The organism is Aquibaculum sediminis (genome assembly GCF_040712085.1).
In the GTDB taxonomy this organism is placed as follows: domain Bacteria; phylum Pseudomonadota; class Alphaproteobacteria; order Kiloniellales; family DSM-21159; genus Aquibaculum; species Aquibaculum sediminis.
In genome coordinates this window covers 1-23,797 of record NZ_JBFCVK010000004.1, presented here as the reverse complement: position 1 = coordinate 23,797, position 23,797 = coordinate 1, and the positions used below count along the sequence as shown (strand labels likewise).

The 23,797-nt window shown below is 66.1% G+C and carries 20 protein-coding genes; 16 read left to right on the top strand and 4 right to left on the bottom strand.

Annotation, left to right across the window (positions count from 1 at the left end; all coding sequences use genetic code 11):
• Nucleotides 1-6: 6 nt before the first annotated feature.
• The 4 genes from clpA to ABZ720_RS07265 all read left to right on the top strand — a co-directional run bounded on the left by clpA (nucleotide 7) and on the right by ABZ720_RS07265 (nucleotide 7,412).
• Entirely contained in the window at nucleotides 7-2,337 is a 2,331-nt protein-coding gene (clpA, locus tag ABZ720_RS07280) for an ATP-dependent Clp protease ATP-binding subunit ClpA (protein WP_366554856.1), read from the top strand.
• 176 nt (nucleotides 2,338-2,513) lie between these two features.
• Entirely contained in the window at nucleotides 2,514-3,059 is a 546-nt protein-coding gene (locus ABZ720_RS07275; protein WP_366554855.1) for a hypothetical protein, read from the top strand.
• A 119-nt stretch (nucleotides 3,060-3,178) separates the two neighbouring features.
• Nucleotides 3,179-4,339, top strand: a complete 1,161-nt coding sequence (locus tag ABZ720_RS07270) for an efflux RND transporter periplasmic adaptor subunit (RefSeq protein ID WP_366554854.1) — start codon at nucleotides 3,179-3,181, stop codon at nucleotides 4,337-4,339.
• A 4-nt stretch (nucleotides 4,340-4,343) separates the two neighbouring features.
• The gene (locus tag ABZ720_RS07265; protein ID WP_366554853.1) at nucleotides 4,344-7,412 is read left to right on the top strand and encodes an efflux RND transporter permease subunit; all 3,069 of its coding nucleotides are present in this window, start codon (nucleotides 4,344-4,346) and stop codon (nucleotides 7,410-7,412) included.
• Between the two features lie 19 nt (nucleotides 7,413-7,431).
• Here ABZ720_RS07265 and sfsA read toward each other — a convergent pair whose 3' ends face one another.
• Nucleotides 7,432-8,136 (bottom strand): DNA/RNA nuclease SfsA, encoded by a 705-nt coding sequence (sfsA, locus tag ABZ720_RS07260; RefSeq protein WP_366554852.1) that lies wholly within the window; start codon nucleotides 8,134-8,136, stop codon nucleotides 7,432-7,434.
• Between the two features lie 113 nt (nucleotides 8,137-8,249).
• Between sfsA and ABZ720_RS07255 the strand changes: the two genes are divergently transcribed.
• Genes ABZ720_RS07255 through ABZ720_RS07245 form a run of 3 tightly spaced genes read left to right on the top strand, consistent with a single transcriptional unit; the run spans nucleotide 8,250 to nucleotide 10,245 of the window.
• Nucleotides 8,250-9,146 carry an N-formylglutamate amidohydrolase gene (locus ABZ720_RS07255; RefSeq protein WP_366554851.1) on the top strand — a complete coding sequence of 299 codons (897 nt, stop codon included), beginning with the start codon at nucleotides 8,250-8,252 and terminating at the stop codon, nucleotides 9,144-9,146.
• Nucleotides 9,143-9,694, top strand: a complete 552-nt coding sequence (locus ABZ720_RS07250) for a GNAT family N-acetyltransferase (RefSeq protein WP_366554850.1) — start codon at nucleotides 9,143-9,145, stop codon at nucleotides 9,692-9,694. The genes ABZ720_RS07255 and ABZ720_RS07250 overlap by 4 nt, the downstream gene beginning before the upstream one ends.
• A 47-nt stretch (nucleotides 9,695-9,741) precedes the next feature.
• Nucleotides 9,742-10,245 (top strand): MgtC/SapB family protein, encoded by a 504-nt coding sequence (locus ABZ720_RS07245; RefSeq protein ID WP_366554849.1) that lies wholly within the window; start codon nucleotides 9,742-9,744, stop codon nucleotides 10,243-10,245.
• 425 nt (nucleotides 10,246-10,670) lie between these two features.
• Here ABZ720_RS07245 and ABZ720_RS07240 read toward each other — a convergent pair whose 3' ends face one another.
• Nucleotides 10,671-11,057, bottom strand: coding sequence for an ankyrin repeat domain-containing protein (locus tag ABZ720_RS07240; RefSeq protein WP_366554848.1), 387 nt, complete (start codon nucleotides 11,055-11,057; stop codon nucleotides 10,671-10,673).
• A 253-nt stretch (nucleotides 11,058-11,310) separates the two neighbouring features.
• Here ABZ720_RS07240 and leuC point away from each other — a divergent pair, with 253 nt between their 5' ends.
• The 3 genes from leuC to ABZ720_RS07225 all read left to right on the top strand — a co-directional run bounded on the left by leuC (nucleotide 11,311) and on the right by ABZ720_RS07225 (nucleotide 14,263).
• On the top strand, nucleotides 11,311-12,720 hold the full coding sequence (gene leuC, locus ABZ720_RS07235; protein ID WP_366554847.1) for a 3-isopropylmalate dehydratase large subunit: 1,410 nt from the start codon (nucleotides 11,311-11,313) through the stop codon (nucleotides 12,718-12,720).
• Nucleotides 12,721-12,743: 23 nt separating this feature from the next.
• A complete protein-coding gene (gene leuD, locus ABZ720_RS07230) occupies nucleotides 12,744-13,352 on the top strand; it encodes a 3-isopropylmalate dehydratase small subunit (RefSeq protein WP_366554846.1) in 609 nt (202 codons plus the stop codon).
• A gap of 305 nt (nucleotides 13,353-13,657) precedes the next feature.
• Nucleotides 13,658-14,263, top strand: coding sequence for a hypothetical protein (locus ABZ720_RS07225; protein WP_366554845.1), 606 nt, complete (start codon nucleotides 13,658-13,660; stop codon nucleotides 14,261-14,263).
• A 58-nt stretch (nucleotides 14,264-14,321) separates the two neighbouring features.
• Here ABZ720_RS07225 and ABZ720_RS07220 read toward each other — a convergent pair whose 3' ends face one another.
• On the bottom strand, nucleotides 14,322-15,647 hold the full coding sequence (locus tag ABZ720_RS07220; protein WP_366554844.1) for an NAD(P)/FAD-dependent oxidoreductase: 1,326 nt from the start codon (nucleotides 15,645-15,647) through the stop codon (nucleotides 14,322-14,324).
• A gap of 101 nt (nucleotides 15,648-15,748) precedes the next feature.
• Nucleotides 15,749-17,002 (bottom strand): Zn-dependent hydrolase, encoded by a 1,254-nt coding sequence (locus ABZ720_RS07215; RefSeq protein WP_366554843.1) that lies wholly within the window; start codon nucleotides 17,000-17,002, stop codon nucleotides 15,749-15,751.
• A gap of 132 nt (nucleotides 17,003-17,134) precedes the next feature.
• Between ABZ720_RS07215 and ABZ720_RS07210 the strand changes: the two genes are divergently transcribed.
• From ABZ720_RS07210 to ABZ720_RS07185, 6 genes are all read left to right on the top strand, one after another.
• Nucleotides 17,135-18,703, top strand: a complete 1,569-nt coding sequence (locus ABZ720_RS07210) for an ABC transporter substrate-binding protein (protein WP_366554842.1) — start codon at nucleotides 17,135-17,137, stop codon at nucleotides 18,701-18,703.
• Nucleotides 18,704-18,776: 73 nt separating this feature from the next.
• Entirely contained in the window at nucleotides 18,777-19,724 is a 948-nt protein-coding gene (locus ABZ720_RS07205; RefSeq protein ID WP_366554841.1) for an ABC transporter permease, read from the top strand.
• Nucleotides 19,721-21,652, top strand: a complete 1,932-nt coding sequence (locus ABZ720_RS07200; protein ID WP_366554840.1) for a dipeptide/oligopeptide/nickel ABC transporter permease/ATP-binding protein — start codon at nucleotides 19,721-19,723, stop codon at nucleotides 21,650-21,652. The genes ABZ720_RS07205 and ABZ720_RS07200 overlap by 4 nt, the downstream gene beginning before the upstream one ends.
• Entirely contained in the window at nucleotides 21,645-22,655 is a 1,011-nt protein-coding gene (locus tag ABZ720_RS07195; RefSeq protein ID WP_366554839.1) for an ABC transporter ATP-binding protein, read from the top strand. Before ABZ720_RS07200 ends, ABZ720_RS07195 begins: the two co-directional genes overlap by 8 nt.
• A 10-nt stretch (nucleotides 22,656-22,665) precedes the next feature.
• A complete protein-coding gene (locus ABZ720_RS07190; RefSeq protein ID WP_366554838.1) occupies nucleotides 22,666-23,460 on the top strand; it encodes a FadR/GntR family transcriptional regulator in 795 nt (264 codons plus the stop codon).
• A gap of 54 nt (nucleotides 23,461-23,514) precedes the next feature.
• Nucleotides 23,515-23,763 (top strand): type II toxin-antitoxin system HicA family toxin, encoded by a 249-nt coding sequence (locus tag ABZ720_RS07185; protein ID WP_366554837.1) that lies wholly within the window; start codon nucleotides 23,515-23,517, stop codon nucleotides 23,761-23,763.
• Nucleotides 23,764-23,797: the final 34 nt, after the last annotated feature.

The following is a 23,797-nucleotide window of genomic DNA, read 5'->3' as shown; positions in this document are numbered from 1 at the left end:
AGACCCATGCTCTCCCCCAGCCTGGAAAAGACCCTTCACCGAGCGCTTGCGCTGGCCAACGAGCGGCGTCACGAGTACGCCACGCTTGAACACCTGCTGCTGGCCCTGGGTGAGGACAACGATGCCGTTGCCGTGATGCGCGCCTGTGGCGTCGATCTCGACAGGCTGACCTCGGAACTCACCGAGTACATCGACAACGAACTGAGCAACCTCATCAACATCCACGCCGGGGAGAGCAAACCCACGGCCGGTTTTCAGCGCGTGCTGCAGCGCGCCGCCATCCATGTGCAGTCCTCCGGTCGGGCCGAGGTGACCGGCGCCAACGTGTTGGTGGCCATGTTCTCGGAGCGCGAGAGCCACGCGGTCTATTACCTGCAGGAGCAGGATATGACCCGGCTGGATGCGGTGAACTACATCAGCCACGGGATTGCCAAGGTCTCCGGCAAGGAACAGGCCCGCACCGTGCATGGCGCCGAGAACGACGCGCAGTCCGAAAAGGTCGTGCGCAAGGGACGCGAGGCGCTGGACGCCTATTGCGTCGACCTCAACCGCAAGGCGGGCGAGGGGCGGATCGATCCGCTGATCGGCCGTGCGGCCGAGATCGAGCGCACCATCCAGGTGCTCTGCCGTCGCACCAAGAACAACCCTCTTCTGGTCGGTGACCCCGGTGTCGGCAAGACCGCCATTGCCGAAGGGCTGGCCAAGCGCATCGTCGACAAGGACGTACCCGAGGTGCTGGCCGATGCCACCATCTTCGCCTTGGATATGGGCGCGCTTTTGGCCGGCACCCGCTATCGCGGCGACTTCGAGGAGCGGCTGAAGGCGGTGATGACCGAGATGGAGCAGCAGGATCACGCGATCCTCTTCATCGACGAGATTCACACCGTCATCGGCGCCGGCGCCACTTCCGGCGGCGCCATGGATGCCTCCAACCTGCTCAAGCCGGCGCTGCAGACCGGCACGCTGCGCTGCATCGGCTCCACGACCTACAAGGAGTACCGCAACTACTTCGAGAAGGACCGCGCGCTGGTGCGGCGCTTCCAGAAGATCGACGTCAACGAGCCCAGCGTCGAAGACGCGGTGAAGATCCTGCGCGGGCTCAAGCCCTACTACGAGAAGCACCATTCGGTGCGCTACACCAACGAGGCGCTGCGTACAGCCGTGGAGCTGGCGCACCGCTACGTCCATGACCGCAAGCTGCCCGACAAGGCCATCGACGTGATCGACGAGGTCGGCGCCGCCCAGGCCCTGCTGCCCGAATCACGCCGGCGCAAGCTGATCGGGGTAAAGGAGGTCGAGGCCATCGTCGCCAAGATCGCCCGCATTCCGCCGAAAGTGGTCAATCGCGACGACAAGGAAGCGCTGCGCAATCTGGAGCGCGATCTCAAGACCATGGTCTTCGGGCAGGACGCGGCCATCGACACGCTGACGGCTGCGATCAAGCTGTCCCGTGCCGGCCTGCGCGACCCGGAAAAGCCCATCGGCAGCTACCTCTTCGCCGGCCCCACCGGTGTCGGCAAGACCGAGGTGGCCCGCCAGCTCGCGCGCACGATGGGCATCGAGCTCACGCGCTTCGATATGTCCGAGTACATGGAGCGCCATTCGGTCAGCCGCCTTATCGGCGCGCCGCCGGGCTACGTCGGCTTCGACCAGGGCGGTTTGCTGACCGATGCTGTGGACCAGCACCCCCACTCGGTGCTGCTCCTGGACGAGATCGAGAAGGCGCACCCAGACCTGTTCAACGTGCTGCTGCAGGTCATGGACTACGGCAAGCTGACCGACCACAACGGCAAGACGGTCGATTTCCGCAACGTCATCCTGATCATGACCACGAACGCAGGAGCGGCGGAGATGGCCAAGCCGGTGATCGGCTTCGGGCGCGAAGTCCGCACGGAAGAGGATCTGGAAGCGATCAACCGCCTCTTCACGCCGGAGTTCCGCAACCGCCTGGACGCCGTGGTGTCCTTCGCAGGCCTCTTGCCGGAGACGATCGGCCGCGTGGTCGACAAATTCGTCATCCAGCTCGAGGCGCAGCTTGCCGACCGCAACGTGACCATCGAGTTGAGCGATGCGGCCCGCGCCTGGCTGGGTCGGAAGGGGTACGAACCGGCCTATGGTGCGCGTCCGCTGGCCCGCGTGATCCAGGAGCACATCAAGAAGCCCCTGGCCGAGGAACTGCTGTTCGGGCGCCTCATGGAAGGCGGCATGGTGCGCATTGATGTGGAAGGTGAGGGCCTGAGCTTCCAGTTCGAGGAGCCCGAGAAGCGCACGAAACGCAAGGACTCCGGCCCGGACGGTTCCTCATCGCAGCCGAAAGTCCCGCTGCTCGTGGAGTGACGTCCACCGATCAGACCTGGAACATGACACAGAACCCCTCGCTTTCTCCTTCGTGTGACCAAAAGTGGTACGCGCCGATGACAAGCGGGGGGCAACCTTTCGCGGGAGCTTGAGCCGAGAACTGCAGCCATCAGATGATGGTCACGCTCGAGGATTGAACCGAGAGGTGACGGACGATGACACGCAGGGACGGTGCAAGGGGCTCGCTGACCACGCTGGTTCTCGCCGGAATGGTCGGCGGAGTCCTGATGGCACCGGCTGCGGCCGAGGACACACTTCCGCACCTGGATCCTCACGTTGTTCCCCCAGAGAATGAGCAGATCCGCGGCGCCGAGAATGCCGACCTCGCGGTGATGCTTGCGCCCTTCTCGGCGGACGGAGGGCGCCAGTCTACAACTCCCAATTCCGGTGGCAGCGTCGCACTTATCCCCCTGGACCCCGATCAGGCGGCCGGGCTTTACCATCGCGGCCTGTCACTGCAGAAGGCAATCGGGGGCGCACTGCGCGACGCGGACGGACGCTCCGCCGGGAAGGTGACGGCGGTGCTCGCCAGTGAGGACGAGCCTGTTGCGCTGCTGGCGCGCAAGGGCGGCTTTCTCGGTTTTGGCGGTCGTGAGTTCGTCGTTCCTTTGAGCGCCATTGTGATCAAGAACAGTACGGCAGAGACCCTCAGGCTGGCCGTCAGCGGCGCGCAACTTGCGCTGCTGCCCGAGTACGATTGACTTCAGATCCTGCTGACAGGCGCAAAAACCCCTTGGCCCGCCTTCGTTTCTGGGCCGAAAGTGGTATGGCTCCCCCCATGGCAGCCGCCTCCCTCCCGCTATACCTGACACGGAAGATTATGTTTCCTTGCCCTTTCGGTTTCTCGCGAACCCGCTGGCTGTTGCCTCTGGGTGCAGTCCTTCTGCTGACCGCCTGCAGCGAGGCGGAAACCGATGAAACCGAAGTGGGGCCGCCGGCACCTCGGGTGACGGTCATGGCGACCGAATTGCAGCAGGTCGAGGATGTGGAGCGCTCGCTGGGGCGGCTGCGCGCGCGCGCCGATACGACCATTTCCGCGGAGGTGGAAGGGCGCCTGATCGAGATCCGAGTCTCCGAGGGCGATGAAGTGGAGTTGGGGGAAGAATTGGCGGTCATCGATCCCCTCGATTTCGAACTGCAGCTGAGCCAGGCACGGGCGGAAATCGGGCAATTGACTGCCGAGATCGAGACCATGGAAGCGGAGGTGGATCGCCAGCGCCAGCTGCGCGAGGGCGGGCATGTGCCGGAAGCCGTGATGCAGCAGACAGAGTCCGACCTCGTCTCCTTGGAGCAATCCCTGATCATGGCCCGCGCTCGGCTGGCAAGCAGCCAACTCAATCGCGACCGCAGCACCATTCTCGCGCCCTTTGCCGGCCGAGTTGATGTGCGCCACGTCAGTGAAGGCGAGTACATGTCGCCCGGACAGGAGATGTTTCGGATCGTCCGCGGCGACCGGCTTGAATTGGAGATGCCGTTCCCGGAGCGCCTGAGCGAACGACTGGAGGTTGGACAGGCGGTTAGGCTTTACGGAAATGGCGCCGACGAGGCCACGGTGGAAACAGAAGTATCCTCGCTGCTGCCCACGGTCGGCGCGGAAAGCCGCGCAATCGTGGCCCTGGCGGAGTTGAGCAATCCCGGTGATTGGCGCCCCGGGGGCAGCGTGCATGCCGAAGTCGTTCTGGAGATGCGCGAAAGTGTAGTGGTTCCTGGCCAGGCGGTGGTGCTGCGCCCCGACGGTGATGTGGTCTACGTGGAAGAGGAGGGGGTGGCCGTGGAAACGCCGGTCGTGCTCGGCCGAAGGACCGCCTCCTGGGTGGAGTTGCGTGAGGGGGTGGAACCGGGCCAGCGCGTCATCATCGATGGCGCCGGGTTCCTGGCCGACGGCGTTGTGGTAGAGGCGCAGCCGGCTTCGGACGACATGCTGCCTGATCCGACCGGCGACGACGCCGAGACTCCTGACGCAGCCGAGAGCGAAGGCTGAACCGGTGAATTTGCCCGAAGTTTCCGTCCGCCGCCACGTCCTGGCGGTGATGCTCAGTGCCGTGATCGTGCTCTTCGGGGCCATTTCCATGCGCAGCATCGGCGTTGACCGCATGCCCGACGTGGACATGCCCGTCATCAGCGTCAGCACGAGCTATTCCGGTGCCGATGCGCAGATCGTCGATTCCTCGATCTCCGAGCCGATGGAGCGCGGCGTGAATGCCGTGCCCGGCATACGCAACATCCGATCGATCTCGGTTCCCGGTGCCTCCATCGTCACGATCACATTCGAACTGGGCAAGGACATCGACGTTGCCTTCAATGAGGTGCAGGCTCGCGTCAGCCGTCTGAGCACCCTGCCGGAGGACGCCAACAATCCGGTCATCGAGAAGGTGAACTCGGCCTCTCAGCCGGTTCTCTGGCTGTCGCTGACCGGGGATTGGACTCTGCGCGATCTGGACACCTATGCCCGCCAAGTCATCCGGCCGCAGATCCGAAGCGTCACCGGTGTGGGAGAGGTCCAGTACGGTGGCGGCGAGATTCGCAACATCCGGGTTGAAGTGGATCCGGCGAAGCTGGCCGCGCACAATGTGACTGTCACCGAACTGATCTCCGCTCTGCGCGAAGAGCACGTCATGATGGCGGGCGGCTTCCTTGAGGCCGGCCAGCGCGAGGAGCAGATTCAGCTCGACCTCGAGTTTCACGATCCCGTCGCCCTGCTGGACCTGTTGGTTGCCGAGCGCGAAGGCGCGCTGATCACACTCGGGGACGTGGCCCGGGTGGTCGACGGCACTGCAGACCGGCGACGTCACTCGCTGTTCAACGGCGAGCCGACGGTCGGACTGGGCGTGGTCAAGATTCCCGGCTCCAACACCGCCGCTATCGCAGCCGAAATTCGCGAGCGTGTCGAAACCCGCATCGCACCGGCTCTGCCTCCTGGCATAGAGCTCTCGGTTGCCTACGATGAGTCAGTGTTCATCCAGGAGCAGGTGGAGGGCCTGTTCCTCACGATCTTTCTCGGGGTGGTGCTGACTGCGCTGATGATCTGGTTCTTCCTCAAGAACCTGCGCTCCACCCTCATCGTTTCGCTCTCCATCCCCATATCCCTCATGGCCTCGGTCGCGGTCATCTACTTCTTCGGCTATACGCTCAATTCCGTCACCATGCTGGCGATGCTGCTGCTCATCGGCATCGTTGTCGACGATGCCATCGTGGTGCTGGAGAACATCTACCGGCACCGCGAAAGCGAAGGGCGGGGCGCCTGGGATGGCGCCATCGCAGGCAGCGACGAGGTTTTCATGGCCGTCATCGCCACCTCGCTGGCGCTGGTGTCGATCTTCGTCTCCGTGCTGTTCCTTGACGCCATCATCGGCCGCTTTTTCGAATCCTTCGCCGTCGTGGTCACCTTCGGCATTCTGGCTTCCTCCCTGGTCGCCCTGACACTTGTGCCCATGCTCTGCTCCCGCTTCCTGGAGGTGCGCAAGGAGCATGGCCCGGTGTATCGGGCATTGGAGCGCATCCAGTCAGGGATGGAGAACAGCTACCGGCGCCTGCTCGCTCTCACGTTGAAGGCGCGGTTGCCCGTCCTGGTTCTGGTGGCGCTCGCCTTGGCGCTGGCTTTCTGGCCGCTGCGCAACATCGACGCCGAGTTCACCCCGCGAGAGGACACGGGACAGTTCACTGTGAGCGTGCAGGCTCCCCTGGGCTCCAGTCTGGACTATACGGCGACGCGTCTGGCACTCGTCGATGAACTGCTGCAGGAGGACGAGGCGGTCTCTACCACCTTCTCCGCCCTGGGGCTGGGCCGTGACGGCCAAGTGAGTTCGGGTGTCGTCTTCGTCACGCTGACGGATCGCGATGAGCGGGATGCCTCGCAGCAGGAGATCATGGAGCGCTTGCAGCCCAGGCTGGATCAGCTGGCCGGCGTGCGCGCCTTCGCCTCCGACATTCCTTTTCTGGGAGGCGAGCGCGGCGAGCCGCTGCAGTTCGTGCTCACCGGAGACGATCTGGACCGGGTCAACGAGCTCTCCTCCGAACTGTTGACGCGCCTGGAAGGCGAGGAGGCCTTGAGTTCAGTCGACCTCGAACTGGAACTCGACCTCCCGCAGATCAGCCTGGTGATCGACCGTCACCGGGCACGCAGTCTCGGCCTGTCCGCACAGCAGATCGGCGACACCACGAACGCCCTGATGGGCGGCGTCAATGTGGCGCGCTACAATGATTGGCCGGGCGACGGCCAGCGCTACAACCTGCGCGTCAAGGCGATCGACGGCACCTTCGAGGGACCGGAGGACATCAATAAGATCTATCTGCGCGCCGACAGCGGCGACCTTGTGCGCCTGGACAACGTCGCGCACTTCGAACGGCGAACCGGTCCGGCCGTGATCGCCCGTTACGGCATGAACTATGCCGCGGAGTTCTTCGCCACGCCGGCGACGGGTCTGGGCGAGGCCATCGAGCGGGTCGAGGCCCATGCCGCCGACCTGCTGCCGCTGGGGTACAATCTGGAACTGGTGGGCGAGGCGGAGGAACTGCGCCAGACCGCCGATGCGATGCTCTTCGTGCTCCTGCTGGCGGTGGCGCTGGTCTACATGGTGCTGGCCAGCCAGTTCAATTCCTTGATCCAACCCTTCTTCATCATGGCGGCCCAGCCGGTGGCGCTGGTCGGTGGGGTGGTCGGCATCTGGATCGGCGGCTACAGCCTGAACATCTACTCCATGATCGGCCTGCTGCTGCTGATGGGACTGGTCACCAAGAACGGCATCCTGTTGGTCGACCTGACCAATCAGTATCGCGAGAAGCGCGACATGGGGGTGGACGAGGCGCTGCTCGCCGCCTGTCCGCTGCGCTTCCGGCCGGTGATCATGACCTCCATGACCCTGGTGCTGGCCATGGTGCCGGCCGTGCTGGGCCTGGGCGCCGGTGCGGATACCACGGCGCCCATGGCAGCGGCGATCATCGGCGGCATGATCACCTCCATGATCCTGACCCTAGTGGTGATCCCAGCGCTCTATTCGCTGGTCGAGCGGCCCCGGGCCCGCCGCAGAGCGCGTGCGCGTGCTGCCAAGGCCTGATGCCAGCCTACTGTGCTCTCTACCAATCGAAGGCCGTGGGCAGCCGGCGGCGCAGGTGTACCGTTTCGAGGGTGATGCTGCAGTCGTAGCAGAGCACCTCGACGCCGCTGCGCGCGGCAAGTTCAAGCGCCTCGGCGTAGGCCGAGTCAAGGTCGCCCGCCACGGTGAAGGCCTCGCAGTCTTCACGCTGCACGAGAAAGAGCAGCACCGCGCGGGCGCCGGCGGCGACCATGTCGACGAGCTCTCTCAAGTGCCGGGTGCCACGGGCGGTCACGCTGTCCGGAAATGCGGCCATGCCATCACGCCGCAGATGGACGTTCTTGATTTCCACATAGCAGTCGGGGCGCTCTGGTCCCTGCAGCAAGAGGTCGATGCGGCTGCCCTGGCCGTAGCGCACCTCGCGGCGAACCAGGCCATAGTCGGACAGTTCGGGCAGAGCGCCGGCCGCAAGGGCTTCCGGCACGATGCGGTTGGGATTGCTGGTGTTGACCGGCACGAGCACCCCGTCGGCGCGCACCATCTCCCAGGACCAGGCGAGCTTGCGCTTGGGATCGCTGTTCCCGGCCAGCCAGACCTCGGCCCCCTCGGCTAGCAGGCCCAGCATGGAGCCGGGGTTGGCGCAGTGGGCGGTCACCTCCCGGCCGTCATCCAGGCGCACATCGGCCAGAAAGCGCTTGTAGCGGCGCAGCAATCGGCCGCGGTGGAGGGGGCTGGGCAAATCCATCGTCTCGCCTGATCTGGAAGGAGGGGCGGAAGGGGCAGGGTGATTGCGATGAGTGACACGCACACCCCTTTGACGTAAACCTGGAAGAGAAGCATTCGCAACTTTGGACAGCCATGGACGCGTCCGTCGCCGTCTCCGACACACAGACCTTCATCGCGGGGCACGAGGTCCTGCAGCCTGCCCGTCAGACCCTGCCGCTGGTGCTGTCTTCGCCGCACAGCGGGTCGCGCTACCCGTCGGCGTTCCTCGCAGCCTCCAGGCTCGACCCGCTCATGCTGCGCCGGTCGGAAGACAGCTTCGTGGATGAGATCTTCGCCTGCGCGCCGGAGCTGGGCGCTCCGCTCCTGCGTGCGCTCTTCCCGCGGGCCTTCGTCGATCCGAACCGCGAACCCTATGAACTCGATCCGGCGATGTTCGATGCGCCCTTGCCGGACTTCGCCAACACCCGCTCGCCCAGGGTGGCGGCGGGGCTGGGCACCATCGCGCGCGTTGTCGCCAATGGGGCGGAGATCTATCGCGGTAAGCTGGCGCTCTCCGAAGCGCTGGAGCGCATCCGGCACTACTACTACCCCTACCACCACAACCTGGCCGAACTGATCGATGCGACCCGGCGACGCTTCGGCTACTGCATTCTGCTGGATTGCCACTCCATGCCCTCGACCACCGGTAGCCGCGAGGCGGGTGGTCTGCAGCAGGCGGCAGATTTCGTGCTGGGGGACTGCTACGGGACGGCCTGTGCGCCTGCGCTGACCGAGGCGGCGCTTGAGACGCTGCGGCGTGCCGGCTATCGGGTTCGCCGCAACAAGCCCTATTCCGGCGGCTTCGTGACCCGCCACTACGGCCGGCCCCACGAAGGCGTCCATGCGCTGCAGATCGAGATCAATCGCGCGCTCTACATGGACGAGGCCGCCATTCGCCGCCGCTCGGGCCTGCGCCGTCTTGCCGGGCTGATGCCGGCACTGCTTGAGGCCCTGGCGGCCGTGGACGCGAAGGATCTGCAAGCACAATGACCTGTGGAGCGCCGGCACTGCCCGGTATCGACATCGACAAGCCGCTGGAGGCCGATCTCGAGCCCATGCGCCTGATCTACGCCCGAGAGGTCGAGCAGGGCACGGCTTCCTTCGAGTTGGCGCCGCCGGATGGCGCGGAGTTTGCCCGGCGCTGTCGCGCGGTTCTCGATGCAGGCCTGCCCTGGTTGGTGGCCAAGCGCCAAGACCAGGTGCTGGGCTATGCCTATGCCGGCGTCTATCGGCCGCGCCCGGCCTATCGCTTCACCGTCGAGGATTCGGTCTATGTGCATCCGGCGGCGCGCGGCCAGGGTCTTGGCCGTGGGCTGTTGGCGGCTGTCATCGACCAGGCCACCCGGGCCGGCCGGCGCCAGATGGTGGCGGTGGTGGGCGACAGCGCCAACACCGGCTCCATTGCCCTACACGAGGCACTGGGGTTTCGCCGGGTGGGAACCTTCGAGAACGTCGGTTTCAAGTTCGGGCGCTGGCTCGACACAGTGCTGTTGCAGCGGCCGTTGGGCGAGGGGGCCAGCCTGCCGCCTAAGGACTGATACTTATACTTCGGGCCGCCGCCGGCCCAACATAGGGAGAGCTGGCAATGGAATCATCGCTGCTCGACGTAACCTCCTGGCCTTATCTGCCTCTGGACACCATCGCGATACGCTTGCTGCTTGCCGCCACGATGGGTGCCGTGATCGGCTTCGAGCGGGAGTGGCGCCGGCGTCCGGCGGGCTTGCGCACACACATCCTTGTGTCCTTGGCCAGCGCTCTCTTCTCGATCCTGACGCTGGAGATCACGCACGCGGACATCATCCAGGGCGACAATATCCGCGTCGACCCGATCCGCATGATAGAAGCGGTGACGGCCGGGGTGGCCTTCCTCGCGGCCGGCGCCATCATCCAGTCCCGCGGCGCCGTGAAGGGCCTGACCACGGGGGCGGGGCTCTGGCTGGCGGGCGCTGTCGGGGTTGCCTGTGGCCTCGGCCTTTGGTCCGTCGGGGCAATTGCCATGGCGACCGGTCTGATTGTCATGGTGCTGCTGGGGCGCCTCGAACAGCACTTTACCAAGGGGCGGGATGGCGGCGAAGACTCCGGGAACTAGGCCGGATTGCGCCGCGATATCAACTTATCGCGATCAATTCTGGTAAAGAGCGGATTCAGTCGGAACGGATTGATAGCTCTCCCCGCTTATCCGCAGAGAACGAAAAAAAAAGGCCGTGCACGAGGCACGGCCCAAGTCTAGGGAGGAAACGCCCTTAGAGACGTGCGGCATAAGCAACCTGAGTCGTTCATGCCGCAATGCAGTATATGTCTCATGAGACGCTGCAATGCAACAAAAAAATTTACCGTTTGTATGCGATCCTATGAAAAGTGTGGCAAACGCAGACGGTTAGCCATAACTTCCATCGATGTTGCGGAGCAGCACAAGCTGTGCTGCCCCACCGACCCTCTTCTTGCGCAAGAACGTGGCAAGAGTTTGGCCGAAGTAACCCGCGTCACGCAGGTCGCGGAAAGGCCCGCGCCGGTTCAGCCCTGGGCGGCCTGAATGACGGCCTTGATGTCGGCGGCGCTGGCGGACCAGTCGGCCCAGGCCGCGGCGCGGTAGCCCCAGCGGTTCTCCCGTTCCGGATCCACGCCTTCGGCCAGAAGCAGTTCCACCACCGGCAGATGGCCATTGGCGGCAGCCAGCATGAGGGGGGTGTTGCCGACGTCGCTGGTGCAATCCGCCGTGGCTCCGCGCGCAAGCAGCCGGCGCAGCAACTCGGCGTGCCCGCCCGCGGCGGCGCGGTGGGTGAGGCTCACGCCGAAGCGGTCCTCCGTCTGCGCGCTGGCGCCCGCTTCCAGGGCCTTTGTCACGGCAGACAGATCGCCGCGGTCCACCAGGGCGAATAGCGTCTTGTTGTCGATGGTCATACCGATCCCCTCCCACAGGTCGCCGATCTTCTTCAAGCATCTGCCGGCGTCAAGAACGCATCCCTTACGCAAATGCATAGCGCCCTTGCGTCATGCGGCGCAATGAAGTTTCGAAGAATTGCGATGGCCGGGGGCAGGCGCTATTCTCTGCCACCGCAGAGCAGGCGCTGCGACGAGGGACAAATGCGCACGCCGGTGCAGCTTTGCTGCGCTTGGTCCCATTCCTTGAGCCCGTTCGGGAGAGAGTAGAGTCATGGCCGCACCGCGGACACTGTTCGACAAGATCTGGGATGCACACGTGGTTGATCGACAGGAGGACGGCACCTGCCTCCTCTACATCGACCGTCACCTCGTGCACGAAGTGACGTCGCCCCAGGCATTCGAAGGTCTCCGGCTGGCCGGCCGCAAGGTCCGGCGCCCGGATGCCACGCTGGCGGTGCCTGACCACAACGTGCCCACCAGCGATCGGGCCCAGGGCATCGCGGACGAGGAAAGCCGGATCCAGGTCGATACCTTGACCAAGAACTGCGCCGATTTCGACGTGCCCCTCATCCCCATGAACGACGTGCGACAGGGTATCGTGCACATCATCGGGCCGGAGCAGGGCCTGACGCAGCCCGGCATGACCATCGTTTGTGGCGACAGCCACACCTCCACCCACGGCGCTTTCGGGGCCTTGGCCTTCGGCATCGGCACCAGTGAGGTGGAACACGTGCTGGCCACCCAGACGCTCTACCAGCGCCCGGCCAAGAACATGCTTGTCAGTGTGGACGGGCCGCTGCCGGTCGGCATCACGGCCAAGGACCTGATCCTGGCGATCATCGCCCGTCTGGGCACCGCAGGCGGCACGGGGCACGTCATCGAGTACGCCGGCGAGGCGATCCGCAGCCTCTCCATGGAAGGGCGCATGACGGTGTGCAACATGTCGATCGAGGCGGGCGCGCGCGCCGGCCTGATCGCGCCGGATGAGACCACCTTCGAGTATCTCAAGGGCCGGGTGTTCTCCCCGAAGGGCGCGGCCTGGGAACAGGCCGTGGCCTTGTGGCGCAGCCTGCCATCCGACGAAGGCGCGCACTACGACAAGGAGGTGCGCCTCACCGCATCGGAGATCGAGCCCCTGGTCACCTGGGGAACCTCGCCGGAAGACGTGCTGCCCATCACCGGCAGCATTCCCGGGCCGGAAGCGGGCCGCGACGCCAACAAGGCCAAGGCGATCGAACGCTCGTTGGAGTACATGGGGCTGAAGGCCGGGCAGAAGCTGACCGATGTTGCGATTGACAAGGTCTTCATCGGCTCGTGCACCAACGGACGCATCGAGGACCTGCGCGAAGTGGCGCAGGTGGTCGAGGGCCGCAGGGTCGCCGAAAGCGTCTATGCCATGATCGTTCCCGGCTCCGGCCTGGTGAAGGAACAGGCTGAGGCCGAGGGGCTGGATCGCATCTTCACGGAAGCCGGCTTCGACTGGCGTGAGCCGGGCTGCTCCATGTGCCTGGCCATGAACGCGGACAAGCTGGAGCCGGGCGAGCGCTGCGCCTCCACCTCCAACCGCAACTTCGAGGGCCGTCAGGGCCCTGGCGGCCGCACGCACCTGATGAGCCCCGCCATGGCCGCCGCCGCGGCGATCTACGGCCATCTGGCCGACGTGCGCGAACTGGCCTGCTGAGCCGGCGACAAAGGACGAGAGAAATGGAAAAGTTCAACAAGCTCACCGCCGTCGCCGCGCCGCTGCCGATGGTGAACGTCGACACCGACATGATCATCCCGGCGCGCTTTCTGAAGACGATCAAGCGCACCGGTTTGGCGGAGGGGCTGTTTTACGCCCTGCGTCACAACCAGGACGGAAGCCCCAAGGATTTCGTGCTCGACCGCCCGGCCTACAAGAATGCCAAGATCCTCATTGCCGGCGACAACTTCGGCTGCGGTTCCTCGCGCGAGCATGCCCCCTGGGCGCTGCTCGACGCCGGCATTCGCTGCGTCATCGCGCCGTCCTTTGCCGACATCTTCCACAACAACTGCTTCAAGAACGGCATCCTGCCCATCGTGCTGCCGGAGGAGCAGGTCAACAAGATGATGGAGGCGGCCGAACGCGGCGCCAACGCGACCATGACGGTGGACCTGGAAAGCCAGACCATCCAGGGTCCCGACGGCGAGGTGATCCCCTTCGAGGTCGATGCCTGGAAGAAGCACTGCCTGCTGAACGGCCTCGACGACGTGGGCCAGACCCTGCAGAACGCCCCGGCCATCGACTCCTTCGAAGCCAAGCAGCAGGCCAGCCAACCCTGGCTTTACGGCTGAGAATCGCTTCTGCTCGAACGGTCCAGGCGGCAAGGCTCAAACCGCCGTAATTGCGGGCAACCGCAGGGAGCGCGGCAGTCCCCAAGATCCCTGGGGGCCACTAGAAAATGGCCCTGGATCGCCGCGCCGCTTTGCGGCTCGCGATGACGAGACTGGATTATCAGCCCCCAATTCCCACGGCGTCATCGCGAGGAGGCGCAGCCGACGCGGCGATCCAGGGCGGCTAGCCGACGCGGTTTTGTGTTTGCGATTCCCCTGCACCTTGTAGAATGGCGAAGCTAATTCTCGCATATCGGGGGGAGTCCATGTTTCGTATCATCGTGCCCTTACTGGGGCTGCTATTCTTGACGTCTGCCTGCTCTTCCATCGTGGAAGGCACGAGTCAGACGGTAACCATCAACAGTGATCCATCAGGCGCCACCTGCAGTCTGGAGCGTGGCGGCAGCGTCGTGGCGGTCGTCAATCCGACGCCCGGCAGCGTGTCCTTGGGCAAGTCTAAAGATCACGTGTCGGTGAATTGTGAGAAGGAAGGGTACCAGAAAGCTGCTGCGCCCCTGGACAGCAGCTTTCAGGGTATGACCTTCGGAAATGTGCTCTTCGGAGGGCTGATCGGCGTTGCCGTCGATGCCAGCACCGGTGCCATGCACAAGTACCCCTCGTCCGTCATGGTCCTGCTCCCGCCGGAGGAGTTTGGAACCCTCGAGGAACGGGACATCTGGTTCGACAGGCGCGCCGCGCGCATCGAGGATGAAGCGGCCGATGCCATGAGCAAGGTCCGAAAGAACTGCCAGAGCAACAACAATGACGCCCGCTCCTGCGACTCGGCGATAGGGGCGATCCAACAGGAACGTGAAGCACGCCTTGCTGCCAACGAGGCCCAGCGCAGCGCTACAAGGGTTCGCTACTACTGAGGCTGCTCGGCCCGTGAATCTGCTCTGATTTGAACGTGTTCGCGCAGATTCAAGCGCTTCAGTAGATCTCCAACCGTGGCTTGCTGCCATCGGAATAGCGGCTGAAGCGGAAGGGCGTCGGGTCGACGCAGGGCGGGGCGCCGGTGACGAGTTCGGCCATGAGCGTGCCGGCGCCGGGCCCGATGCCGAAGCCGTGGCCGGAGAAGCCGGTGGCCACGAAAAAGCCCGTCTGCTGCTCCACTTCGGAGATGACCGGAACCGCATCCGGAGTGACGTCGATCATGCCGGCCCAGGCTTGGGCGATCTGGGCCTGCTGGAACACGGGGAAGAGCTGGCGCAGGTCGTCCCAGGCCTCCTGATTGATCGAGTCCACCGGCTCTGGATCGAGGCAGCGGTTTGCCTCGAAAGGCGAGGGGGCGTCGAGTGCCCAGCGCTTGGGCCGGCGCAGTTCCTCGATAAAGCGGCTGTTGAGCTTGAGCTTCAGACTGCCGCGTTCGGCGCGCAGGGCCGGCAGGAACTGGAAGAAGAAGGCGAAGTGGTCCGGCACGATCTCCGCCAGGTTGGCGTGGCCGTTGGCGATGCTGTAACCGCCGTCCAGGCGCTTGCGCAGCGCCACCTTCGGGGTCCAGAGATTGCTGTCCGGCCCGCCCTCCACAGGTGTCGTGCGGAAGACCGAGGCCCGCACGGTGAGCTGCGGCAGCGTCAGGGCGTGGCGCGCGCAGAAGAGGCGCGACCAGGCCCCGCCGGCCAGCACCACCGAGGAGCAGGCAATGCGCCCGCGCTCGGTGATCACCGAGGACACGCGCCCGGCCTCGGTTTCGATTCCGCGCACGGCGCAGCGGGTGAAAAGCTTCGCGCCCAGGCGCTGGGCCGCGCTGGCGATGGCCGGGGCGGCTTTCTGCGGCTCGGCGCGCCCGTCGCTGGGGGTCAGCAACCCGGCCTTGTAGCTTCGAGTCGCCCCGGGCATGAGCGCTTCCAGCTCCGCGCCGGTGACGAGGCGCGAATCCACCTGATGCGCCTTGGCCATGGCCAGCCAGTGTTCGAAGCCTTCCGCCTTGGCGTCGCTGTCCGCCAGATAGGCGATGCCCGGTCGCCGCAGGCCGGTATCCGCCCCGGTCTTGGCGTTCATCTCGTCCCAGAGGCGCTGGGCTTCCTGGATCAGCGGCATTTCCCGGCTGTCACGACCGGTGGTGCGCACCCAACCCCAGTTGCGGCTCGACTGCTCGCAGGCCACCTCGCCCTTTTCGCACAGCGCCACTGAGACACCCCGTTCGGCCAGTGAGAGCGCAGTGCAGGTGCCGACGATGCCGGCGCCGACCACAACGACATCGACCTTTTCCGGTAGCTGCTCATCCGGGGTAACGGGATCGACAACAGGACCCATCTGCTCGCTCTCTCCTGGCTGCTGCGACGCGCGTGCGGCGGGAGCCCGAGCTAAGCAAGCGGCAGGCGGAACATCAACGCAAGAAGGCTGCTTGGGCCTGATCAGTTCTCGGCGCGGCAGAGGCGGATCAGGGCGTTCAGCATCAACTGCGCGCCGTCGAGGATCGCCGGCCAGTCCGTCCATTCTTCCGGCGCGTGGCTCACACCGCCGCGGCTGGGCACGAAGATCAAGCCGGACGGGCAGAGGCCCTGCATGGTCTGGGCATCGTGGCCGGCGCCCGAAGGCATGACCATATGGCTGAGCCCGAGTTTCCCGACCTCCTCGGTCAGGAGTTGGGTGATATCCGTGTCGAGGCGCACGGGATCGAGCCAGCTGCGCTCGACGATTTCGTGAGTGAGGTTGTGGTTGCGGCAGGCCTGCTCCACCGCTGCGCGGAAGGCGGCGCAAAGCGCGTGCATGATTGCCGGGTCCGTGTCGCGCAGCACCACCGAGAAGTCGGCCTGGCCCGGGACGGTGTGGGGAAAGTTTGGCTGCAGATCGACCTTCCCGATGGTGATGCGCGACTGCTCGCTGCCCGTCTCGGCGATGATTCGGGGTATCTGCCCGGCTGCTTCCGCCAGGCCGGCGAAGGCGTCGGCGCGCATCGACATGGGCGTGGTGCCGGAGTGATTGGCCTCACCAAAAAGCGAGACCGACCAGTTCACCACGCCGGATACGCTGTCGACGACGCCGATGCTGGTGCCGCGGCGCTCCAGCACCGGCCCCTGTTCGATGTGCAGTTCCAGGAAGGCGCGCACGCTGCCCGGGGCGCGGCGGGCTTCGGGGACCAGGGAGGGATCGAGTCCCTGGGCCAGCATCACGTCCCAGAGCCGCACGCCGTTGGCATCGGCGGCCTGTTCGAGCCAATCCTTGTCGATCGCCCCGACCATGGCCTGGGAACCCAGCATGCCGCCGAAGCGGCCTTCCTCCTCGCTGGTGGCAACCACCTCGATGGGATAGTCGGGCATGATGCCGGCATCGCGCAGGGCCAGGACGCATTCCAGGGCCACCGCCACGCCCAGGGTGCCGTCGAAGGCGCCGCCTTCCGGCACCGTGTCGGCGTGGGAGCCGGTCATCACCGAGGGGCGGTCTTCCGGACCCAGACGCCCGAAGACATTGCCCGCTGCGTCCCAGCGCACGCTGAGCCCTTCCGACTCCATGCGCGTCGACAGCCAGCGCCGTGCGGCGAGGTCGGCGTCGGAAAAGCCCGGACGATTGAAGCCGCCGCTGTCGGGATTGCGCCCGAACTGGTTGAGGCCGTCGAGCAGGCTGCTCAGTCGCGCCGCGTCGATCCGCGCGGCCGAGGTGTCCGTCATCCTGGTTCTCCCGAGGCTGTGAGGAGGTTGGGGGTAACCCACCACTCGGAATTTATAATGATCAATGGTTGCTTGTCACAAAATTTTCAGGATTAATTATCGCATCACGCTTTCGCAGGAGGGAGGTTTCCAATGCTTCGTATGGCGCAGCGATCGCTCCAGATCGCGCTCGCCGGCACCGCGCTCGCTCTGGCCATGCCGGCAGCGGCCCAGACCCCACCCAACGTGCTCGTGGTGGGGCAGATTGCCGAGCCGCAGTCGCTCGATCCCCAAGCCGTCACCGCGGTCAACGACTTCCGCATTCTCGTCAATCTCTACGACGGCCTGGTGCGCTATGCCGACGGGACGCTGGAGGTGGAACCCTCTCTGGCAGACTCCTGGGAGGTCTCCGAGGACGGCACGGTCTATACCTTCAGCCTGCGCGACGGGGTGACCTTCCATGATGGCACGCCGCTGACGGCCGAAGCGGTGAAGTTCAACTTCGAGCGTATGCTGGACGAGGAACACCCCTATCACGACACCGGGCCCTTCCCGCTGGCCTTCTTCTTCTCGGCGGTGGACTCGGTCGAGGCGGTGGACGAGCTCACGGTGCGCTTCACGCTGAGCGAGCCCTTCGCGCCCTTCCTGTCCAACCTGGCCTATCCCACCGGCCTGATCGTTTCGCCGACTGCCGTCGAGGAGCAGGGCGAGGACTACGGCCGCAACCCGGTGGGAACCGGCGCGTACAAGTTCGAGGAGTGGGCCTCGAATCAGCGCGTGGTGGTCACCCGCAACGAAGACTACTGGGACGGCGCGCCGCAGCCGGAAGCCGTGGTCTTCCGCCCGATCACCGATTCCAACACCCGCGTGGCCGAAATGCTGTCGGGCGGGCTCGACATCATGGTCGAGGTGCCGCCGGATTCCATGAGCGACTTCCGCGATGCCTCGGACTTCGCCGTGCATGAGCAGGCCGGCCCGCACGTCTGGTTCCTGATCCTCAACATGCGCGAGGGGCCCTTCACCGAGAAGGCGGCGCGCCAGGCGGTGAACTACGCCATCGACAAGCGGGCGCTGGTGGAGGACGTGCTGCAGGGCACGGCCGAGATCGCTGCCGGTCCGATCGCGCCGGCCTTCGCCTGGGCCTACAACGAGGAGCTCGAGCCCTATCCGCACGACCCGGACAAGGCGCGCGAGCTGCTGGACGAGGCCGGCTATGACGGCGAGACCGTTACCTTCTATGTCACCGAAGGCGGCTCCGGCATGCTCGACCCCGTCGCCATGGGCACGGCAATCCAGGCCGACCTGGCCGAGGTGGGCATGGAAGTCGAGATCGAGACCTATGAGTGGAACACCTTCCTCGATCAGGTGAACCCGGGGCTCGAGGGCAAGGCGGACATGGCCGAGATGGCCTGGATGACCAACGATCCAGACACCCTGCCGTTCCTCACCCTGCGCAGCGAGGCTTTCCCGGAGGAGGGTGGCTTCAACTCGGGCTACTACTCCAACGAGGAGGTCGATGCTTTGCTGAACCAGGCGCGTATCTCCACCGATCCGGAGGAGCGGGCCGAGCTCTATCGCGAAATGCAGGCGATCGTGCAGGAGGATGCACCCTGGGCCTTCGTCGCCAACTGGAAGCAAGGGGCGGTGACCACCGCGGCCGTGGAGAATTTCCGGCTGCAGCCCTCCTTCTTCCTGATGCTGCACGACGTGGCCAAGCAGTAGGCCTGCAGTAGATCCAGCCGGGTCCGTCCGTCAGCGAGCGGGCGGACCCGCGCCCATTCGGGGGGACGCAGTCGTGGGCGGCTATATCCTCAAACGCCTGATCGCGCTGGTGCCGGTGCTGCTGGGCCTGACGCTCATCGTCTTCCTGATCATGGCGATGATCCCCGGCGATCCGGCCACCGCGATCCTCGGCTCCTACGCCACGCCCGAGAATGTGGAGCGGCTCAACCGCCAGCTCGGGCTCGATCGCTCCCTGCCGGAGCAATATCTGGTCTGGCTCGGCAATCTGCTGCAGGGCGACTTCGGCCGCTCATACTCCCTCAATCGCCCGGTGATCGACGAGGTGCTGGAGCGCTTCTCGGCGACGTTGATCCTCGCCGGCACGGCGCTGCTGCTCTGCTCGGTCTTCGGCCTGCTGGCCGGGATCGTCTCGGCGGTGCGCCAGTTCGGCTGGACCGACCGCATCGTCACCTTCTTCGTGCTGATCGGCATCTCCACGCCGTCCTTCTTCCTCGGGCTGCTGCTGATCCTGTTTTTCGCGGTCAATCTCAAGCTGCTGCCGGCCAGCGGCATGTATGCGATCTACGGCGGCGGCGACCTGCCCGACCTGCTGCGCCACCTGTTGCTGCCGGCGGTGACGCTGGCGGCGGTGGCAACGGGCGTGATCGCGCGTCTCACCCGCACCGCCATGCTCGAGGTGCTGCGCCAGGACTTCATCCGCACCGCCCGCGCCAAGGGTCTGAGCGAGCGGCGGGTGGTCTATCGCCATGCGGCCAAGTCGGCGCTGGTGGCGGTGATCCCCGTCATCGGCATTCAGGCCGGCTTCGTGCTGGGCGGGGCCGTCTATATTGAGACGGTGTTCCAGTGGCCGGGCATCGGCGCCATGCTGGTCAAGGCCATCTCCACCCGCGACCTGCTGCTGGTGCAAGGCGGGGTCCTGGTGGTCGCCGCCAGCTACGTCCTCTTCAATCTGGCTGCCGACGTGGTGCAGTCGACTCTGGATCCGAGGTTGCGGCGATGACGGGCCAACGCAAGGACAACCGGCGGCCCAGCGCCTTCGCCCTGCTGCTCAACAACCGCATGGCGGCCGGCGGCTTCTTCATCCTGGTCGCGCTGCTGCTGCTGGCGCTCGTCGCGCCGCTGCTGCCGCTGCACGATCCCAATGCCACGGACCCCTCCAACCGCCTGCTGCGGCCGCTGACGGAGGGGCATCTCCTGGGCACCGACGCCCTGGGCCGGGACATCCTCTCGCGCATCCTTTCGGGCCTGCGGGTCAGTATTGCGGTGGGGCTGTCTGCGACGATCATCGCTGCCTTCTTCGGCTCGCTGATCGGCCTGCTGGCTGGCTTTGCCGGCGGGCGGGTCGACAACCTGATGATGCGCGGCATCGACATGCTGATGGCCTTTCCCTACATCCTGCTGGCGCTGGCCATCGTCGCCGTGCTGGGGCCGGGACTGATCAACGCGCTCTATGCCATCGCCCTGGTCAACATCCCCTTCTTCGCCCGCAACATCCGCGGCGTCACACTGGGCCTGGCGCAGCGCGAGTTCGTCGATGCGGCGCGTCTGGCGGGCAAGTCGCCGGCACGGGTGCTCTTCACCGAGATCCTGCCCAACGTCCTGCCGGTCATCGTCATCACCATGTCCACCACCGTGGGTTGGATGATCCTGGAGACCGCCGGGCTCAGCTTCCTGGGCCTGGGCGCCCAGCCGCCGCAGGCCGACCTCGGCTCCATGCTGGGCGACGGCCGCGGGGTGCTGTTCAACGCGCCGCATGTGGCGATCATCCCGGGCCTGGCGATCTTCCTCCTGGTGATGAGCATCAACCTCTTCGGCGACGGCGTGCGCGACGTCCTCGACCCACGCCTGAAGTCCGGTGCCTTGACCCGTCCGGTGGCGCGCACGGCGATCGAGCGCGATCCGGCGTCTGTGCCGGCGGAGGAGGCAGAGGACCAGAAGGCCGCCCTCTCGGTGCGCGGGCTGCGCACGGCCTTCCGCATGGGCCGGCGTCAGGTGGAGGCGGTGGGCGGCGTCGACCTGCGGCTCGGGCAGACCGAATGCCTTGGCCTGGTGGGCGAGTCCGGCTCCGGCAAGTCGGTCACGGCCATGTCGATCATGGGTCTTGTGCCCACGCCCCCGGGACGCATCGTGGGCGGAGCGGTCCTGCTGAAGGGCGAGGACCTGCTCGCCGCCTCGGATGAGCGTATCCGCGCCTTGCGCGGCGGGCCGGTGAGCCACGTCTTCCAGGATCCGCTGTCCAGCCTGCACCCGCTCTTCACTGTCGGCGATCAGCTGGTGGAGGCCATCCGGGCGCACCAGCCGCTGGGCCGGGCCAAGGCGGAGAGCCGGGCGCGCGAGCTGCTGGAACTGGTGCGCATTCCCAACGCCGGCCGGCGGCTGTCCGCCTATCCGCACGAGCTTTCCGGCGGCATGCGCCAGCGGGTCTGCATCGCCATGGCGCTCGCCAACGACGCCGAGGTGATCATCGCCGATGAGCCCACCACCGCGCTCGACGTCACCGTGCAGGCGCAGATTCTGACCCTGATGAACAAGCTGCGGCATGACAAGCAGACCTCGATCCTTTTCATCACGCATGATTTCGGCGTGGTCTCCGCGCTCTGCGACCGGGTGGCGGTGATGTATGCCGGGCGCATCGTGGAGACAGGACGTACGGAGGAGGTGCTGGACGCGCCGGCGCATCCCTATACCCGCAAGCTGATCGACTGCGTGCCGGTGCTGGGCCAGGGCGAGCGGCGGCTGGATGCCATCGAGGGGCTACCGCCCTCGGTGGACGACCTGCCGCCGGGCTGCGCCTTCGCGCCGCGCTGTCCCCGGGCGCAGGAGAGCTGCCGCAGCGGTGAGATCACCCTGCAGGAGGTGGCACCGGGGCGCGCCGCGCGCTGTCTCTTCCCACTTGAAGCCGGTGAGGAGGCTGCGGCCCATGCCTGATACGGCCATGCCTGTTACGGCCCCCCTGGTCGAGATGCAGCAGGTGGAGCGGCGCTTTGGCGGCGGCAAGAGCCTCTTCGGCAAGCCGCGCCCGGCGGTCCACGCGGTCCAGAGCGTCAGCCTCGAGGTGCAGCCGGGCGAGACCCTGGGCATCGTCGGCGAGTCCGGCTGCGGCAAGTCCACGCTGGCGCGCATGCTGGCCGGGCTCGACAGCCCCACCGACGGCGCCATCCGCTTTCAGGGCGAGGATCTGGCCGAGGCGGTGCGCCGGGATTTCAAGGCCATGGCCCGGCAGATCCAGTATGTCTTCCAGGATCCGATCTCCTCGCTGAACCCGCGCAAGACCATCCGCACCATCATCGAAACCCCGCTGATCCACCTGCTGGGCCTGAACCGGGCACAGCGTGAGGAGCGGCTGGCCGAGCTGATGGACGCGGTCAACCTGCGCCCGGAGTTCCTGCAGCGCTATCCGCACGAGTTCTCCGGCGGCCAGGCGCAGCGCATCGGCATCGCCCGCGCGCTGGCGGCCAGTCCCAAGCTCATGGTGCTGGACGAGCCGGTGTCGGCGCTGGACGTCTCGGTGCAGGCGCAGGTGCTCAACCTGCTCGACGACCTGAAGCAGCGCTTCGGCCTCACCTATGTCTTCATCAGCCACGATCTGGCGGTGGTGGAGAGCGTGAGCGACCGGGTGGCGGTGATGTACTTCGGCCGCCTGGCCGAGGTCGGGCCGGCCAAGCGCATCTTCGCCCGGCCGGCGCATCACTACACCCGGCTGCTGCTGGACTCGGCGCCGGTGCCGGGCAAGCCGGTGCTGGTGCCGGAGTCCGAAAGCGGGGAGCTGCCCGACCCCTTCAACCCGCCGCCCGGCTGCGCCTTCGCCGCGCGCTGCCCCGCCGCCGATGAACGCTGCCGCAGCGAGCGGCCGCCGCTCGAGGCCAAAGGAGAGGAGCCGGCGCACCTGGCCGCCTGCTTCCACCCGCCGCGGGTCGGGGAGCGGGCATGAGGCGACGACAATGAGGCCTGACGCGCCTGGGGCCGACGAGCCGGCCTGGGTGGGCGAGCGCCTGGAGCTGCCGCCGCGCCGGCCCACCCGCCGGGCCGACGCCATTGCCCAGCAGATCCGCGACCTGATCGCCGCCCACGGCCTGCGCCCTGGCGACCGCATTCCGCAGGAGTGGCTCTCGGAGGCGCATCTGCAGGCGGCCAAGGGCACGGTGCGCGAGGCGCTGAAGGCGCTGAAGACCCAGGGGCTGATCAAGACCCGCACCGGCCCCGGCGGCGGCGTCTTCGTCTCGGCGCTCTCGGCGGGGCAGGCCATGGACCTGCTCAGCAACCTCTTCCTCTTCAGCCGGCCCAGCCTTTCCGAGATCTATGCCCTGCGCAAGCTGCTGGAGCCGGAGCTGGTGGCGGGGCTGGCCGGGCGGCTGGACGAGGCGGCCTATGTGCGCCTGCAGGAGACCATCCGACTCTATGATCACCTCCCCGCCGACGCGGAGGAGGAGTTCCAGCAGCGCCTGTCGGAGCTGGATTTCCACTCGGTGCTGGCCGGTTTCTCGGACAACCGCCTGCTGACCTTCTCCTGCGTCTTCCTGCATCGCCTGCTGCGCGAGATGGCTGTCTGCCGCGCCATCTACGCCACCCCGAACCCGCAACTGCGCGAGACGGCGCTGAACTACCAGGTGCGCCTCATGCGCCTGCTCAAGCTGGGCGACGCCGAGGGCGCCCGCGCGCTCATGGCCGAGCACATGGCCGAGGCCGAACGCTACATGCTCACCCGCGCCGCCATCCGCCAGCCGGAGGGCGGGTGAGGGGCGAACTCCTCGTCCGCTTGCACATTTCATCATCCATGCCATATTGCTTGCATGAACAGCAAGCAGCGGAAGACTCTGGCTGCGGTGTTCAAGGATCCCGTCTCGGGTAGCATCGAGTGGGCGGCCATTGAGTCTCTGCTTATTGCGCTGGGCTGCCGCATCATCGAGGGCAGAGGGTCGCGGGTGCGGTTCGAACGTGACGGCGCGGTGGAAACCTTTCATCGACCGCATCCCGCTAGTGTCCCGACTCAGAAGTTTGACGGCCTCAAGCTCGACTCAATCGTAGCGGATTCTGTCTGACTCTTCTGCCTTTGGAGGGTCTGAGATGAGGGGT

Bases quoted from the DNA above. Each gene is read 5' to 3' on its own strand.
- ABZ720_RS07195 (WP_366554839.1), top strand. From the start codon at position 21,645: ATGCCTGATACGGCCATGCCTGTTACGGCCCCCCTGGTCGAGATGCAG.
- ABZ720_RS07190 (WP_366554838.1), top strand. From the start codon at position 22,666: ATGAGGCCTGACGCGCCTGGGGCCGACGAGCCGGCCTGGGTGGGCGAG.
- ABZ720_RS07255 (WP_366554851.1), top strand. From the start codon at position 8,250: ATGGACGCGTCCGTCGCCGTCTCCGACACACAGACCTTCATCGCGGGG.
- sfsA (WP_366554852.1), bottom strand. From the start codon at position 8,136: ATGGATTTGCCCAGCCCCCTCCACCGCGGCCGATTGCTGCGCCGCTAC.
- ABZ720_RS07250 (WP_366554850.1), top strand. From the start codon at position 9,143: ATGACCTGTGGAGCGCCGGCACTGCCCGGTATCGACATCGACAAGCCG.
- ABZ720_RS07220 (WP_366554844.1), bottom strand. From the start codon at position 15,647: ATGGGTCCTGTTGTCGATCCCGTTACCCCGGATGAGCAGCTACCGGAA.
- ABZ720_RS07215 (WP_366554843.1), bottom strand. From the start codon at position 17,002: ATGACGGACACCTCGGCCGCGCGGATCGACGCGGCGCGACTGAGCAGC.
- clpA (WP_366554856.1), top strand. From the start codon at position 7: ATGCTCTCCCCCAGCCTGGAAAAGACCCTTCACCGAGCGCTTGCGCTG.
- ABZ720_RS07245 (WP_366554849.1), top strand. From the start codon at position 9,742: ATGGAATCATCGCTGCTCGACGTAACCTCCTGGCCTTATCTGCCTCTG.
- ABZ720_RS07270 (WP_366554854.1), top strand. From the start codon at position 3,179: ATGTTTCCTTGCCCTTTCGGTTTCTCGCGAACCCGCTGGCTGTTGCCT.
- ABZ720_RS07200 (WP_366554840.1), top strand. From the start codon at position 19,721: ATGACGGGCCAACGCAAGGACAACCGGCGGCCCAGCGCCTTCGCCCTG.
- ABZ720_RS07275 (WP_366554855.1), top strand. From the start codon at position 2,514: ATGACACGCAGGGACGGTGCAAGGGGCTCGCTGACCACGCTGGTTCTC.
- ABZ720_RS07185 (WP_366554837.1), top strand. From the start codon at position 23,515: ATGAACAGCAAGCAGCGGAAGACTCTGGCTGCGGTGTTCAAGGATCCC.
- leuC (WP_366554847.1), top strand. From the start codon at position 11,311: ATGGCCGCACCGCGGACACTGTTCGACAAGATCTGGGATGCACACGTG.
- ABZ720_RS07210 (WP_366554842.1), top strand. From the start codon at position 17,135: ATGCTTCGTATGGCGCAGCGATCGCTCCAGATCGCGCTCGCCGGCACC.
- ABZ720_RS07240 (WP_366554848.1), bottom strand. From the start codon at position 11,057: ATGACCATCGACAACAAGACGCTATTCGCCCTGGTGGACCGCGGCGAT.
- ABZ720_RS07225 (WP_366554845.1), top strand. From the start codon at position 13,658: ATGTTTCGTATCATCGTGCCCTTACTGGGGCTGCTATTCTTGACGTCT.
- leuD (WP_366554846.1), top strand. From the start codon at position 12,744: ATGGAAAAGTTCAACAAGCTCACCGCCGTCGCCGCGCCGCTGCCGATG.